Raw genomic sequence first — 15244 nt, 5'->3', positions numbered from 1 at the left:
CACGAATGGAGAATTTTACTCCAATATATCTTTTAATATTATCTCTGTAAATAAAGGCAGCGCCATTATCTTTAACAATGGTACTGATCTCTTTTAAAGGAATTTTTGCACCATCCTGGGTAGGAACCATCAATGCAGCAATATCATTTTCATTTGTTCTGTATTCCTGAGAATAACGAAGACGAATCGGGAATTTTCTTTCTCCATCAAACATTTCTGAAGCGGTTTTACCTCCAAAAGCCATTTCCAGTACGGCTTGTGCATCTGCCGGCATCACTCCGTAAGCCGCCATTTTATCTCTGTCTAAGACCACACTTACTTCCGGCTGGCCGATATTTTTAATGATTCCCGGATCTTTTACCCCTTCAACATCTTTAATTTTTAATAAAACCTCATGCGCTAGTTTGTCTAAAGTTTCTAAGTTATCCCCGTAAATCTTGATTCCGTTTTCTGCTTTAAAACCAGCTACAGCTTCTGCTACATTATCTGATATGGGCTGGGAATAGTTGAAAGTAATTCCCTGATAACTTCTCAGCTTTTTATCTATTTCATTAATCAGTTCATCATAAGTGATCTTCCGTTTCCATTCTTCTCTGGGTTTAAGGTTTACAGCGAACTGCACAAATCCGAATCCGTTGGGATCTGTTCCATCATTACTTCTTCCTGTCTGAGCCAGCACATCTGTTACTTCGGAGAAACTCATAATATCTTTTTTCAGAAGATCCGCAGTTTTCAGGGATTCTTTTAATGATGAGCTCATTGGCATTTCTGCTGTAATCCAAAGGGAACCTTCATTAAGCTGTGGTAAGAATTCCGTTCCAAGGAATTTTCCGGAAAATAGTGTCAATGCAAGGAATGAGATGGCTACAATCATGCTCATCTTTTTATGTTTAAAAGTTACATTGAAACCTTTTAGCACAATTCTGTCCCAGAAATTAACAAAAGGGTTGTTTTTCTCTCTTACGTTTTTATTTAAAAGGATATGAGAAAGTACGGGAACCAGTGTTAATGTAAATATCAAAGCACCCATCAGGGCAAATCCTAAAGTAAAAGCTAATGGGGAAAACATTTTTCCTTCCACTTTCTGGAATGAGAAGATCGGGATCAGAGAGGTAATGATAATCAGTTTGGAAAAGAAAATGGCTTTTCCTAAACCGGTTCCTGTTTGTTTGATCCAACCTCCTTTTGCCAGTTTATTGAATTTTTCCATCCCATATTTATGAGCCTTGTGGTCTAGCATTACAAAGAGTCCTTCTACCATGACGACGGCTCCATCAATGATGATTCCAAAGTCTACGGCTCCCAGGGAAAGTAGATTAGCACTCATTCCTGCCAGTTTTAAACATAAAAAGGCAAATAATAAGGATAAAGGAATAATGATAGAAACGATTAATGTAGTTCTCCAATCCGCCATAAAAATCAGAACGATCACAGTTACCAGCACAATACCCTCAATCAGGTTATGCATTACCGTGTGAGTAGTGAAATCCATCAGGTTATCTCTGTCGTAGAAGGTCACCATTTTCACATCTTTCGGAAGAATTTTTTCATTCAGTTCTTTAATTTTAGCTTTTACCCCTACCAAGACTTCTCTTGGATTCTCTCCTTTTCTCATCACCACAATCCCTTCCACAGTATCATCATGATGGTTCAGTGCAGCCTGTCCTACTCTGGGCATAGAACTTTCGTGAACTTCTGCTACATTTTTTACCAAAACGGGATTTCCGCTATCATTCTGAATGGTAATATTTCCGATATCTGTAATAGATTTCACCAAACCAATTCCTCTTACCACATAAGCCTGCCCGTTCTTTTCAATAACATCTCCACCAACATTCAGGTTACTCTTGGTTACGGCATCATACACCTGAAGTGGTGTCAGATTATATTTATCCAGTGCTCTTGGATCAATACTTAATTCAAATACTTTGTCCTGACCACCAAAAACGTTGATATCTGCTACTCCGGGAACGCCTCTTAGAGCACGGTCTATTACCCAATTTTGGAGAGTCAGTAGTTTACGGGAATCTTTTGTTTTGCTTTCCAGCGTGTATCTGAAAATTTCTCCGGTTGGCCCGTAGGGTGGCTGTACTTCAGGGTCTACCTCGTCAGGAAGGCTAATGGTTCTTAATTGGTTATTGACCTGATTTCTGGCAAAAGTATCATCCACCCCATCATCAAACAGAATTTTAACAATGGAAAGCCCAAACATAGTGGTACTTCTCACACTGGTTTTCTTCTGAACCGGGCTCATCGCCAATTCTATGGGGGTAGTTACAAAACGTTCTACTTCTTCTGCACTACGCCCATTCCATTGGGTAATGATTACAATCTGGGTATTGGTAACGTCCGGAAAAGCTTCAATGGGCATATTTTTGAAACTTATGAATCCGGCAACCGCTAAAATAGCCCCCCAGATAAAGGTAAATGCTTTATTTTTTAACGAAAAAGCGATTATATTTTTTATAAATTTATTCATGATAGATAGATTGAAGACCTAAAAAAGCCGTTGAAAGAATTTATTTTAAATCACTACCATTTTCAGCTGTTCAGAGAACGATATATCAAAAGCTGATTGTTGGTAATTACTTCTTCACCTTCTTTAAGGCCATCTGCTATGTAAGTAACATCTCCCACTTGCTTCTGTACTTTAACTTCTCTTACTTTCACATCTGTTCTGGATTTAAAAACTACCACAAAACTTTTGTTATCATCAAAAATTACCGCTTTAGAAGGAACTGTTAACATTGTATTACTTTCCAGGCTTGAAACTTTTATCGTTGCTTTACTGTCCGGAATCAATAATCCATTAGCATTGTCCAGAACAACTCTTGCCTGCATGGCATTGGTTTGCGGATCAATGATTTTAAATATTTTATCAATTTTCCCATCAAAAACCTTGTCCGGATAAGAAAGTGTAGATACCTGAGCTTTCATTCCAAGACTGATCTTGTCTATATCCGATTCGTTGACATTCATAATTGCCCATACATTAGTAGTATTAGCAACATCAAAGATATTATCGCTTCGGTCGCTTCTCAGCTGCATGTCTTTATTGATACTTTTCTGAACAATATAGCCGTTAATAGGTGCTACTACACTGTATATATTTCCTGATTTCACATTATAAACAGTGCTTACAGCTGTGGCTCTCTGTAACTGGTCTTCGGCTTTCTGCAGCTGGCTTTTTGCTTCCAGTACATCTCTTTCCGTATTCAGTTTTCCTTCATAAAGTTCTTTGGCAACCCTAAGATTATTTTTTGCGACTACAAGGTCTGTTTTGGCATCACTCACATCTTTTTGAATTTCAGCAAGCTCTGTACTCCTTATTGTAGCTAATACCTGCCCTTTTCTCACATAATCTCCAAGTTCAACATTTACACTCATAACGTTTCCCCCTACCAATGGATAAACGTCTATATAGCTGTTCTTATCTGCAGAGATCTTTCCATAAAAGCTATATTCATCCTCTATATTCTTTTTTTCCACCTTTGCCAGCGAAATAGAGCTCATCATGGTATTACTAAGTTCAAACCCTTTTTGAGCCGGGTTTTCTTTTTCTTCCTCCTTTTTTGAACAGGCCATCAATGATAAGATCATCAATACCGGGATAATATAAGTTTTCATTGTTTAATAGAAGATTTTCGTTTGTACTAATTGGTTAAGTTGTTCTGCTGCCTGCATGATCTCATTCTTCATATCATAAATTTGAAGCGCCGTTTCCCGGTAGCTATCCATGAAATCTGTAAATTCAATAAGGTTGATATTTCCTTTTCTAAAATTGGTCATCATTCCATTATAAACCAGGTCCATATTCTGAAGATCTGTTGTTTTAATATCTGCAAGCTGATCATATTGTGCTTTCCAGGTTTTATAAGCTGCCTGTACCTTTGTTTCAAGAGTCAGTTTCTGAAATTCTGCATTTTTCTGGTTCTGCTGAATGGCATAATTAGCTTTTTCAACATTTCCCTGGTTCGCTTTCCATAATGGTAAAGGAATTCCTAAAGTAAGATTAGCTTCATTATTAAAAGTTCCTCCTGCCTGATCCCATGCTGCTCCAATATTAATATCCGGCACATTCAATGATTTCTGCCATTGGGCATAAAGCTTACTGTTATCAATTAATTTTAGGTTATAGCGATAATCTGCATTATTCTCAAGAGCCTTACTTTTAAGCTCTTCTTCGTCTCCAAAAGGCTGGGTGGCCAAAGCCTCTTTAGCTTCAGACTCAGACATCAACGGTTCTATATCTTCTGAAATTCCGGTAAGAACTTTTAAATTCTGTTCAAAATCAAGAATATTTTTATTGATCTCAAGTTTATCATGATTTAATTGAATAACCAGGCTTTGTAATCTCACCGCATCTTTAAGGGAAACATTTCCTTTGGCTGACTGTACACGGTAGGCACTTAACAGGTCATTCATATATACCAATTGCTTATCTGTATTTTCAAGCTTTAATTTTTCGTAGTAAAGATTAAAATAGGCAGTACGAAGCTGGGCTCTCAGATCCACCAGAAGTTGGGAAAACTGAAGCTGGGCCAATTCTTTGTTAGACTTTGCAAAAGCGATTTCATTTTTCTTTTTGCCTCCCATATAAATCAATTGAGTAATACCTGCTCCTTTTGAATGGCCTACATCAAAAAACTTTTTATCCTGAGGGTTGTAAGCATTGAATTGCCCGCTTAGTTGAGGCAATTCCCAGATTTTTGCCTGCAGAATATCAGCATCAGCCATATTGATGTTATATTGTTCGGCGAGCAGCTGGAGATTGTTCTTCTGGAAGGCTTCTTCACAATCCAAAAGAGACATTTTCTGTTGTGCTGCCATGAATGAGGAAATGGCAAGACACAGCACTGCAATTCTGTTCATTATTTTCTTTTTAAATTACAAAATTGCTCGGATGTGATTAAAAGAAACTTAAATGAGGCTTAAAAAAATATTAAAATCGCCTTAAACAGGCTATTTCAAATAGGATCAGAGAGATTTGAGAATTAAAATTTTTCTCCAGTTATTGAATTTTTGCAGAGAATTTAATCCTGGGTTTAACAAAAAATAGCAACCCCTTTTGGGGGTAATAAATAGTTATGAAAATCTATTTTTTAAAAATTACTGTGAATGTGTTCATGTACTCGCCAGGAGAAGTATACATAATTTGAGCATCATGGTATTCCAGGATTCTTTTAACAATTCTTAGCCCTAAGCCGGAACCGGAAATATTCTGAGCATTATTCCCTCTCGTAAATGCTTCAAATAACTTAGCCTGTTCTTCCTCAGAAATGGTAGTACCATGTGAAACCACATCAACACTAAGATGAGCATTGGTCTCGGTGATCAAAACCTTTACTTCTGTATTATCAGAATATACCGCCGCATTTTTGAATAAATTAATAAAGACGATCACCAATAATGACTGGATACCACTAATGGTAAGAAAAGCATTTTCAGAAGTTTCCTCAGTAATTAAAAAATCCAGTTTTAGTTCCGGATAGCTTTTTTCTACTCTTTCAAAAGCTTCAAAGATCACTTCGTCTATTCTGACATCCTCATAAATGCTTTGAATATTTTCTTTATCAAATTTTGTAAGTAGAAGTAGTGAATTTGTTAGATCTGACAACTGGTATACATCCCGCTGAATTTGTTGCAATGAAGAGAGTGTCTTTGGAGAATGTTCTTCAAACTTAATCAGGTTTTCCAATTGAAATGCCATTCTTGTGATAGGAGTTCTGATTTCATGCGAAGCACTTGCTGTAAAATCTTTTTGAGACTGAAATACATCATTAAGACGGACAATCATCGTATTGAAAGATTTTGCGAGAACGTTTACTTCATCATTAGACTCCTGTACAGGAATCTGAGTGGTCAGTTTATGGGCCGTTACTTCTGAGATCTCTTTATTCAGGTCTTCCAAAGGACGAAGAAATTTTTCTACAAAATAATAACTAAAAAAACCTATAAGAAGAGTACTCATCGCATAAGCAGCAATCAAAAGATATTTCAGGAAACCTAACTTTGATTTTCCATTGGTATCAAAAGCACTGGTGAGAATATAATAATTCTCTCCATTAATATTTCTCAGCGCCGCATAGATCTCAGGGACTGTTTTTTCAGTATAAATAATCTTTTTTTTATCCAGTTCCTTAAGCATTGCACTATCCCAGGTGACATTACGGTCTTTAATAGTACTGTAGATTAATTCTTTCTGCTCATTGAAAATCAAAATCTTCTCATTCAAAAGAATATTATCTGAATTTTCATTGAAAAAAATAGGTGCTTCTTCTTCAAAATTTTTCGACTTAGAAATAAAATGAGTGGTAAATTCAAGTCTTTGCCTGAATCTTTCCTTAAATTCATCCCTTCTAAAATCATTGAAAGATAAATAAATTACTGCCATCACCATTCCAAAAAGCAATGAAAAGGCGATACTGATTGTTAAAGCTATCTTTCTTTTTAAAGACATTTATAATGGACTTAAGTAATATCCGAACCCTGAACGAGTATGGATAAGTTTTATTTTGAAATCTTTATCGATCTTTTTTCTTAAAAAATTGATGTAAACTTCCACCGTATTGGTATTCGTATTAAAATTATGTTCCCATACATGTTCAGTGATCTGTTGTTTGGAAACAGTTCTCCCCTGCGCTTCTGCCAGGTAAACCAATAACTGAAATTCTTTTAAGGTAAGGGTAATTTCATTTCCGCCACGGTATACTTTCTGCTCCGTTTTGTTAATGATAAGGTCGTCTACCCTGATAATATCCTGGTCTGAAGTATCTGAAGGCATTTTTCTCCTCAACAGGGAATTGATCCTTAAAAGAAGTTCTTCAAATTGAAAAGGTTTTACCAGATAATCGTCAGCCAACCGGGTAAAGGCATCTTTTTTATCTGAGATATCTCCATAAGCAGAAATGATAATGATAGGAGTACTTTTATCAAAAGAGCGAATCGTTTGGCAAACATCCAGTCCATTTATTTTGGGTACATTAATGTCCAGCAGATAAAGGTCGTAGGAATTATTTTTAATCTGGCGAAGAAAAGTTTCCCCATCATAGATTTTATCACAGGTGAAATTATTGGATTCTAAAAACCGGCAAAGCTCTGCAGAAAGAATGAGATCGTCTTCTAATAAAAGAATATTCATCAAAAATTATTTTACACGAATTTAGCGAAAATTTTTATGATGATTACAGGCCAGTGATAAAAGTTAAAAAGAGTAGATACTATTTGATTGTCCAATATGAAAACTTAGGATATGATTTTATTTTCTGATGACAATACGAGATAATTATTTTTTTAAACGATCGTATAACTATTTTCAGCCTTCAGATGCAATATTACCAATTCAAATATTTATCATTGAATAAAATCAGATCATTTTCAAAAATTAGGGAACAACGATTGTTAAAATTATATATTGAAATCAATACAACTTTACACAAAGAAAAACGAGGAATATAATTTAAATAGTGGCTGGTGGAAATTTTAGGGCAAAAAAAATTCCCGAAGAAATTCGGGAGATTCGAGAGCCAACTACGGGACTTGAACCCGTGACCTCTTCCTTACCAAGGAAGCACTCTACCGCTGAGCTAAGTCGGCATTAATTAAAAAAATCACACTGAATAGCGTGATTTTTATTGAGCGGAAGACGGGGGTCGAACCCGCGACATTCAGCTTGGAAGGCTGACGCTCTACCAACTGAGCTACTTCCGCAATTTTGTTTCCAAAATTATTGGTAAACGCTTTGCAAAACTAAGAATTAATTTTTAATTCTGCAAATTTTTATTTCTAATATAAAATGTGGGGAGAGCAGGATTCGAACCTACGAAGCCGAAGCAACTGAGTTACAGTCAGTCCCATTTAGCCACTCTGGAATCTCCCCAGATATTTTATATTAAATTGAGCCTCCAGAGGGATTCGAACCCACGACCCCGAGATTACAAATCACGTGCTCTGGCCAACTGAGCTATGGAGGCATTTAATAAATGGACTGAAAGCGATTGAGAAACTCTACTCTACACATTTCAGAGTTAAAAAAAACAACTTTTATATTGATTTTTATTGAGCGGAAGACGGGGGTCGAACCCGCGACATTCAGCTTGGAAGGCTGACGCTCTACCAACTGAGCTACTTCCGCGATTTTGTTTACAAAACCATTGGTAAACGCTGTGCAAAACTAAGAATTAATTTTTAATCCTGCAAACTTTTTTTTTAAAAAATATAAGTGGGGAGAGCAGGATTCGAACCTACGAAGCCGAAGCAACTGAGTTACAGTCAGTCCCATTTAGCCACTCTGGAATCTCCCCAAAAGTTTATATTTTTATGAGCCTCCAGAGGGATTCGAACCCACGACCCCGAGATTACAAATCACGTGCTCTGGCCAACTGAGCTATGGAGGCAAATATAAAAAAGAATTCAAAAGATCGCTGTTCCTTTTTTGCGAGTGCAAATATAGAACGGATTTTTTGAATTCTCAAATTTTTTATGAACTTTTTTTAACTTTTTTTTCTAAGCCATTTCTTTTTTCTTGATTAATAGCTTTTTAGCAGTATCAACGCAAAGGTCCAGACTTTCCTCAAAACTTGTACTTGTCTTTTTTACTACAATATCATCTCCCGGAACCGCTAAAATAATCTCAGCTGTTTTATTCGCTTTATCTGCATTATTTTCTACTTTAAGAAATACTTTACACTCTTGGATTTTATCATAGAATGTATCTAGCTTGCTTACTTTTTTGTCGATGTGTGATTCTAGTGGTTCGTGTGGAGTTAAACCAATTGATTGTACTGTGATCTTCATAATTCTTCTTTTTTTGACGCTCGAGGGTGAGCTTGATTAAACACTTTTTTCAATTGTTCAATATTAGCATTCGTATAGACTTGAGTACTGGCAAGACTGGAATGCCCTAATATTTTTTTTACTTTGGAGATCTCCGCCCCATTATCCAAAACGTGAGTAGCAAAGCTATGGCGAAGGATATGAGGACTTCTTTTTTCTTTTGTTGTTATAAGACTAAGGTACTTATTAACTACCACATAAACAAATTTTTCGTTGAGTTTTTTCCCTTTCTTATTGACAAAAAAATATGATTTATATTCTGCCTGTGGATTTCTTATTTCCAGATAACTTTTAAGAAGTTCAGACAGGTCTTCGGAAATGGGAACTACCCTTTCTTTATTCCCCTTTCCTATTATTTTCAATTCATTTCCTACTATATCAACATTCTCAAATATCAGGCCACAAAGCTCAGCTTTTCTCATACCCGTCTGATAAAGTACTTCCATGATACATTTTTCTAATATATCATGCTCCTGTTCAAAGATCCGGTCATTAAGATCTACCATTTCCTCTTCAGACATGGGAATTTGCTTTTCTGCGTAAAATTTCAGGGAAGAGATTCCCTCGGTAGGAGAAACCTTAATTTCGCCTATTTTTAAGAGGAAGAGATAAAAACTTCTGAGTGATGAGAGTTTTCTATTGATACTTCTTTTAGAGATATTATTTTCGCTTAAATCAACAATAAAGTTTCTAATGATCTTTTTATCAGCTTTAGAGATATCTTCTGAAGATTCTGTTCGGAGATAGAAATGGGAAAAGTCTTCAAGATCTTTTTTGTAGCTTGTAATGGTATGAGGAGAATATCTTTTTTCAAATTGTAAGTATTCTAAAAACTTTTCCAGCATCATGGGGTATAAAAATAAAAATTCACTTCTCAAATATAAGAATTTAAGAAGTGAATTAATATATGGTTAAGAAAAAATCTTAAGCCTGCTCTTCCTTGCTAAGTGCTCTTTGTTTGTAAGCCGCTTTTAGTCTAGCTTGTCTCAAAGTTACAGAAGGCTTAATAAACTGTTGTCTAGCTCTTAATTGACGAACTGTACCAGTTTTATCAAATTTTCTTTTGTATTTTTTTAACGCTCTATCGATGGATTCTCCATCTTTTACTGGAATTATTAACATATTTTACATCTCATTTTGGATTGCAAAACTAAGTATTTTTTCTCAGAACACAAAATATATTACCACAAAGAATTTCAGACATTCTTCAAAACAGCATAAAAACCTAGCATTGAAGGACATTGACACAGCATAATAATTTTATCCACAATGAATAAATAATATGATTCATGACTCCCCTCTTGCTCATTTCCATTCAATTTTCTCATTAAAATAGCTGATCATAACGAAATATGAACAAAAAGCTTTATCTTTGCAGTCACTTTATTCATGGGGTTGACTGGTTTCGACAGCAAGACCAATGGGTAAGTAAGCATGCAGAGAACCGTAGCGCGATCTCTATAATCCCTTGCTACAGAATTTTAACTGGCAACGAAGAGTTCGCTCTTGCAGCTTAATAATCGAAGTATAGTAGATTCAAGCGTTTTCCCGAAGATTTTAGTAAGGAAGCAAGATATTCCACAAATGCTCTGTTCTGCGGCGTTTGATCCTGGGATATAGGAATGCGGAAATAAGGTTGTAGAAGCTTCGGCTACAACACGAAAAATTTAGAAGATAAGCCGGAAGTTGGGTGTCTGCTCTCTGCTTCCCGTCGAAAATTAATAGTAGAATAAGCATGTAGAAAGCTTATGTATTGCTTGTTTGGACGAGGGTTCGAATCCCTCCAACTCCACTTTTTAAACTAAAGAGAATTTGTAAATTATTGAACTTTAAATAATTACATTTTCTCTTTTTTGTTTTTGTACCCAAAGTTGTACCCGAGTTTTTAAAATGTACTTTTTTAAATCTGTTTGAATTTAATAAAACCTATTTGAATTTTAAAGCATACAAAGGGTTTATAATATTACAAATATACTATGATTTAAAATAATGTCCGTTACTCTCAAAATAATCAAACATTATGCTCCGTGCAGTTGCGCTCCAATCAATCACAACCCAATTAGGAATATTAAAGGTATCATCTTCATATAAGTATTGTACAAAATCTTCATCACTCGAATATTCGCCGTAATAAAAATTGTTTATATACTCATAAATGCTCTGAAAATCCATTTTACCTAAACAATCCAAACACGCTTCGTAAACCTCTACATCATGCCCTGAATCATTAATTTGTTCCAGCACATCGTATATATCTTTTGATATATGGCACTCGCTTAACAATCCCAGTTTTTCAAATAGTTCGCAGTTTTCGTAATCCTGAAACATAAATTCAGGGTCGGATTCATCAGAATGAACTTCATACATTGCAGTGAGCAATTTGTCATAATCTGAATAGTCCGAAAGATTTAACCATTTACCATAAAGGCTTCCGTTGTTATACTTGGCATACGTGCCACAATAGATACTAGCAGTATCAAAACAATTCATTAACTTTGTCATGTCGATAAGTTTTAAGTCAGATTTAAAATTTATTGATTCGCCTAGCAGTACGCCAATACCGCTAGGCATTTTTATTTATTATATTAAACCTTGTACACATAGAAACAAGGTTTTCTTTTTAGAAACCAGTGTATAAAAGCAGTATAAATATACGACAAAACACTGATAAACACAAGTATTACAAGCATTTAAAACCAAAAAAATCAACATAGATTAAACCTTTTGCGAGAAAAAACAATCGAAAAAAACAAAGATATCGTGCAGGGGGTATAACAAAAAAAGCACTTGATGGGGGTATTGAATCAGTATAGTAGATACACTTTCGATACATATTTAAAAGTTTTATTCTGACTTATTCTACAAAATTTACAGGTATTGGGGTAAATGGGGGTATATATATTTATCTAAACTCATATGTAGTTTATTTTTAATTTCAAAAACACAATATTATCGAAATCAAATATTTAGCACTCAACACAGATTGTTAATAATTATAAAGTTTGTATATTGCTTGAAACTAAAACTTTGAATTAATGTCAAATTATGATTTAAATATCTTTTCCCCTAGTGAATTTGAAGAATTTTGCAGAGATATTCTTCAGGCTAAATTAAATATATTTGTAGAATCATTTAAAACAGGGAAAGATGGAGGTATAGATCTTAGATATTCAACACCTCAAAAGAAAAATATTATTATCCAAGCGAAAAGATATAAGGATTTCACCTCTTTAATTAATAATTTAAAAAAAGAAATTGCTAAAGTTAAAAGCTTAGATCCAGAAAGTTACATAATTACAACCAGTATTGGTTTGACTCCACAAAATAAAGATATAATAAAAAAACTTTTTGAACCATATATTAAATCAACCGAAGATATTTATGGAAGGGATGATTTATTAAATATCCTTGATCAAAATAAAAAAATAGAAGAAAAATATTACAAGCTTTGGATCACAAGTACCCCAATATTACAAAAAGTTCTTCATAGTAAGATTTATAATCAGTCTCAATTTGAGATAGAAGAAATTAATGAACAAGCTAAATTATTTGTCCAAAATGATAGTTTTCCTAAAGCACTGAAAATTTTAGATGAACACAGATATATTATAATCTCGGGAATTCCAGGAATCGGAAAGACTACCTTAGCAAGAATTTTAGTGCAATATCTACTTTCTAGCGGTTATGAAGAATTCGTTTATTTAAGTGACAAAATTGATGATGGCTATACTTATTTTCACGAAGGTAGAAAACAGGTATTTTTATTTGATGATTTTTTGGGGAGAAATTTTTTTGATGCTAAATCTCTTCAAAAAAATGATGATAAGATTGTAAAATTTATAAAAAAAATTCAAAGTTCACCAGATAAAGTTTTAATATTGGCGACCAGAGAATATATTTTCAATCAAGCAAAAGAAATATACGAAGCTTTTAAAATTAACAATATAGATGTTGCTAAATGTTTAATTGATTTATCAGTTTATACAAAAGTGATTAAAGCCAAAATATTATATAATCACTTATTTAATGGAGAGATACCTGATGAATTTCTAGATAATTTAATTAAGGATGAAAATTATAAAAGCTTAATAACACATCCGAATTATAATCCAAGGATAATTGAAACTTTTATTAAGCAAAAAATATGGACTAATTGCTCACCGAACGATTTTTTTAATACTATTAAGAATTTTTTTGATAATCCTGAATTTGTTTGGCTAAGCAGTTTTCAAACTTCTTTAAATAAATTTTCACAATATACACTTTTAGTTTTAGCTACTCTTGGAACTCCAGTATTGTTAGTAGATCTAGAAATTGCTGTAAAGAATTTTTTTGTAGAAAATGCAATACTAGGTATAAATTACGATCCAATAACCTTTGAACAATCTATAAGAGAATTAGAAAATACTTTTATTAAAACAAATTTTGATAAAAAAGGTAATATTGTAATTGAATATCAAAATCCTTCTATATATGATTTTTTAGTAAATTATATCAATAAGAAAAATACCATAATTAGCAATTTAATTTCTTCATTTGTATTTATTGAGCAATTTCAAACAATATTTTCAGGAAATGAATTGATAGGTAAAATCACATTAAATATTGATCAAATTAAAGCTGTAGGAGATAAGATAATTGAGTTAGAGAAAGATCTAAAAACTTGTAAAATTTATAAGTCAAGTAATCACAATGGTGATTTTGAATATGTAAAAAATAGAGAGTATTTATATTCTTTCCTAAATTATTTAAATAATAACTATGCTCAAGTTTCTGCAAAAGTAAAAGAATTTATTTACAGAAATTTCTCTGTAAAATTTGATTATTCTACTAGTGATTCAGAATATCTTCAGCTTCTAAATAATTTAGATTTAACAAAATTTGAGTTTGATGAAGAAGAAATAATTGATTCTTTTTTTTGTTATACTCAAACCATGGATGAACTTAATGAATTCGAAGCATTTAGGTTGATATTTCCTGAGACATATCAAAATTGGATAACTTCTGAGCATTTTTCTGAAATAGCATATCCTATAATAGATAAAGAGCTAGAAGATATTTCAGGAGACGATATATTTTATTATCATCCCTTATTGGAATCAATAGCTGCGAAATATCCCTTAGATTTAAGAGAAGAATTAGAGTGGATAGAAAAGAAAACGATAGATTATGATAAGTTGGTTGATCATCAAATAGAAATGGCAAATGATAGAGAATTTGATGACTATGATAATAGTGATAAAATTTCTGAAGACACTATAATAATGGAGATATTTAATAGTTTAAAGGAATAATAAATCTTCAAAATAACTGAACATAAAATTCATATATTTGTGACTGAATTTTATCGAAAAAAATAAAGCGTTAGCTATTTATTCTTGTTACTGAAAACTGGTAATTTAAAGATACACGAGATAAGTAGACCTAATGCCCATGCTATGGCGTGGGCTTGGTTTATTTGTGTATCAGGTATACCAGTACCTCAGTAACATTAAGCTCAAGTCCCACGCTTTCTGTTTAATTAACTTTCACTTTAGGGACTGAGTGATATATAACAACACTCAACTATGAAAAAGATTCATCTATTTTCATTTACAGCATTATTACTTCTCATCTTATCGTGTGAAAATCCAAAACCTAAATTTAAAACTGGAGATGACCCCACACATCGATTCTTTAATGACCCAAATTAAAGCTAATCAAAAAGTACAGTTTGACGAAATTGACCGCAAATTAGAAGAACATTCCAAACCTAAAATGCAATATCTATTTGTAAAATTATCTGTCATGGAAAACAGGATAAGTCAAATGCAGGAATCTAATATCATTTCCCCAATCCAAGAACTTGATCGTATTGATGACGAAATTAAGGCCAGACTTGAAGATCAAGTAATTAGTGAATATCTTAATTCACCAAGTGCAAAAGTTTATCAGGGCAAAATATTACAAAAAGAAACATTTGTTTTTAGTAGCTATACTGAAGCAAGTGAAAAAAGAAAAAGTTTTTTAATCTCTAAAAATTAGAATAATGAAAATTAAAATAATTGCAGGATTTATATTATTTTTTTCTACACAAACCGTTTCTGCACAGATCAAAACCTTTACTTACAATATGGTTCAAATCGTAGAAAATAATAACTTAACTGAACTTTTACCTCAAAAGACTAAGATTACACTTGATAATACTAAGAAAACTGTTAGCATTAATGATTCTGAACTTCTGAAGTCATACGTTTTTAAAATAGACCCCAAAAGCCATTGCGACCAATTTGGAAAATTGGAAGAAACAATAAGCTGTTTTTTAAGAAGCAAAGAAGGAAAACTCTATCTTTTCACTTATAACAAAAACAGATTAGAAATTATAAATATTGCAGGAAATGGAACAAGGTACTCTAATATAAAATGATAT

12 protein-coding genes, 7 tRNA genes and 1 other RNA gene are annotated in these 15244 nt (G+C 33.3%); 4 read left to right on the top strand and 16 right to left on the bottom strand.

The genetic code is table 11. The annotated features are described in order from the left end of the window. The 15 genes from BBH99_RS16140 to rpsU form a co-directional block, all read right to left on the bottom strand. Window positions 1-2479: efflux RND transporter permease subunit (locus BBH99_RS16140; RefSeq protein WP_066697971.1), on the bottom strand; the 2479-nt coding region annotated here is incomplete at its 3' end. A 62-nt stretch (window positions 2480-2541) separates the two neighbouring features. Continuing rightward, window positions 2542-3627, bottom strand: coding sequence for an efflux RND transporter periplasmic adaptor subunit (locus BBH99_RS16135; protein ID WP_066697968.1), 1086 nt, complete (start codon window positions 3625-3627; stop codon window positions 2542-2544). 3 nt (window positions 3628-3630) lie between these two features. Further along, window positions 3631-4872 carry a TolC family protein gene (locus tag BBH99_RS16130; protein WP_083188855.1) on the bottom strand — a complete coding sequence of 414 codons (1242 nt, stop codon included), beginning with the start codon at window positions 4870-4872 and terminating at the stop codon, window positions 3631-3633. Window positions 4873-5095: 223 nt separating this feature from the next. Then, window positions 5096-6460 (bottom strand): sensor histidine kinase, encoded by a 1365-nt coding sequence (locus BBH99_RS16125; RefSeq protein WP_066697966.1) that lies wholly within the window; start codon window positions 6458-6460, stop codon window positions 5096-5098. After that, on the bottom strand, window positions 6461-7141 hold the full coding sequence (locus tag BBH99_RS16120; RefSeq protein WP_066697964.1) for a response regulator transcription factor: 681 nt from the start codon (window positions 7139-7141) through the stop codon (window positions 6461-6463). It abuts the gene before it with no gap. A gap of 383 nt (window positions 7142-7524) precedes the next feature. Continuing rightward, window positions 7525-7596 (bottom strand) — tRNA-Thr (locus BBH99_RS16115). Window positions 7597-7637: 41 nt separating this feature from the next. Continuing rightward, window positions 7638-7710: transfer RNA gene (locus tag BBH99_RS16110), tRNA-Gly, on the bottom strand. A gap of 88 nt (window positions 7711-7798) precedes the next feature. Then, a tRNA-Tyr gene (locus tag BBH99_RS16105) sits at window positions 7799-7879 on the bottom strand. A 20-nt stretch (window positions 7880-7899) separates the two neighbouring features. Beyond that, window positions 7900-7973, bottom strand: a tRNA-Thr gene (locus BBH99_RS16100). Between the two features lie 88 nt (window positions 7974-8061). Further along, window positions 8062-8134 (bottom strand) — tRNA-Gly (locus BBH99_RS16095). Between the two features lie 88 nt (window positions 8135-8222). Then, window positions 8223-8303: transfer RNA gene (locus BBH99_RS16090), tRNA-Tyr, on the bottom strand. Window positions 8304-8322: 19 nt separating this feature from the next. After that, window positions 8323-8396 (bottom strand) — tRNA-Thr (locus tag BBH99_RS16085). Window positions 8397-8505: 109 nt separating this feature from the next. Further along, entirely contained in the window at window positions 8506-8796 is a 291-nt protein-coding gene (locus BBH99_RS16080; protein ID WP_066697961.1) for an HPF/RaiA family ribosome-associated protein, read from the bottom strand. Further along, window positions 8793-9680, bottom strand: a complete 888-nt coding sequence (locus BBH99_RS16075; RefSeq protein ID WP_066697960.1) for a tyrosine-type recombinase/integrase — start codon at window positions 9678-9680, stop codon at window positions 8793-8795. The genes BBH99_RS16080 and BBH99_RS16075 overlap by 4 nt, the downstream gene beginning before the upstream one ends. Before the next feature lie 79 nt (window positions 9681-9759). Next, a complete protein-coding gene (gene rpsU, locus BBH99_RS16070) occupies window positions 9760-9957 on the bottom strand; it encodes a 30S ribosomal protein S21 (RefSeq protein ID WP_034687383.1) in 198 nt (65 codons plus the stop codon). Between the two features lie 269 nt (window positions 9958-10226). Here rpsU and ssrA point away from each other — a divergent pair. Then, window positions 10227-10630: a transfer-messenger RNA gene (ssrA, locus tag BBH99_RS16065) on the top strand. A gap of 179 nt (window positions 10631-10809) precedes the next feature. On the opposite strand, the gene BBH99_RS16060 is transcribed toward ssrA, so the two are convergent. Next, window positions 10810-11406, bottom strand: coding sequence for an antirestriction protein ArdA (locus BBH99_RS16060; protein ID WP_228390826.1), 597 nt, complete (start codon window positions 11404-11406; stop codon window positions 10810-10812). A 464-nt stretch (window positions 11407-11870) separates the two neighbouring features. Here BBH99_RS16060 and BBH99_RS16055 point away from each other — a divergent pair, with 464 nt between their 5' ends. The 3 genes from BBH99_RS16055 to BBH99_RS16045 all read left to right on the top strand — a co-directional run bounded on the left by BBH99_RS16055 (window position 11871) and on the right by BBH99_RS16045 (window position 15241). After that, window positions 11871-14129: an nSTAND3 domain-containing NTPase gene (locus BBH99_RS16055; protein ID WP_066697957.1), complete on the top strand. Its 2259-nt coding sequence runs from the start codon at window positions 11871-11873 to the stop codon at window positions 14127-14129. Between the two features lie 361 nt (window positions 14130-14490). After that, window positions 14491-14859, top strand: a complete 369-nt coding sequence (locus BBH99_RS16050) for a hypothetical protein (RefSeq protein ID WP_123873200.1) — start codon at window positions 14491-14493, stop codon at window positions 14857-14859. A 4-nt stretch (window positions 14860-14863) separates the two neighbouring features. Then, entirely contained in the window at window positions 14864-15241 is a 378-nt protein-coding gene (locus BBH99_RS16045; protein ID WP_066697952.1) for a hypothetical protein, read from the top strand. The last annotated feature ends 3 nt before the right edge of the window (window positions 15242-15244 follow it).

Origin of the sequence: Chryseobacterium contaminans (assembly GCF_001684955.1) — a bacterium.
In the GTDB taxonomy this organism is placed as follows: domain Bacteria; phylum Bacteroidota; class Bacteroidia; order Flavobacteriales; family Weeksellaceae; genus Chryseobacterium; species Chryseobacterium contaminans.
The sequence above is the reverse complement of the archived record's forward strand: the minus strand, read 5'-3'. Positions and strand labels throughout refer to the sequence as shown.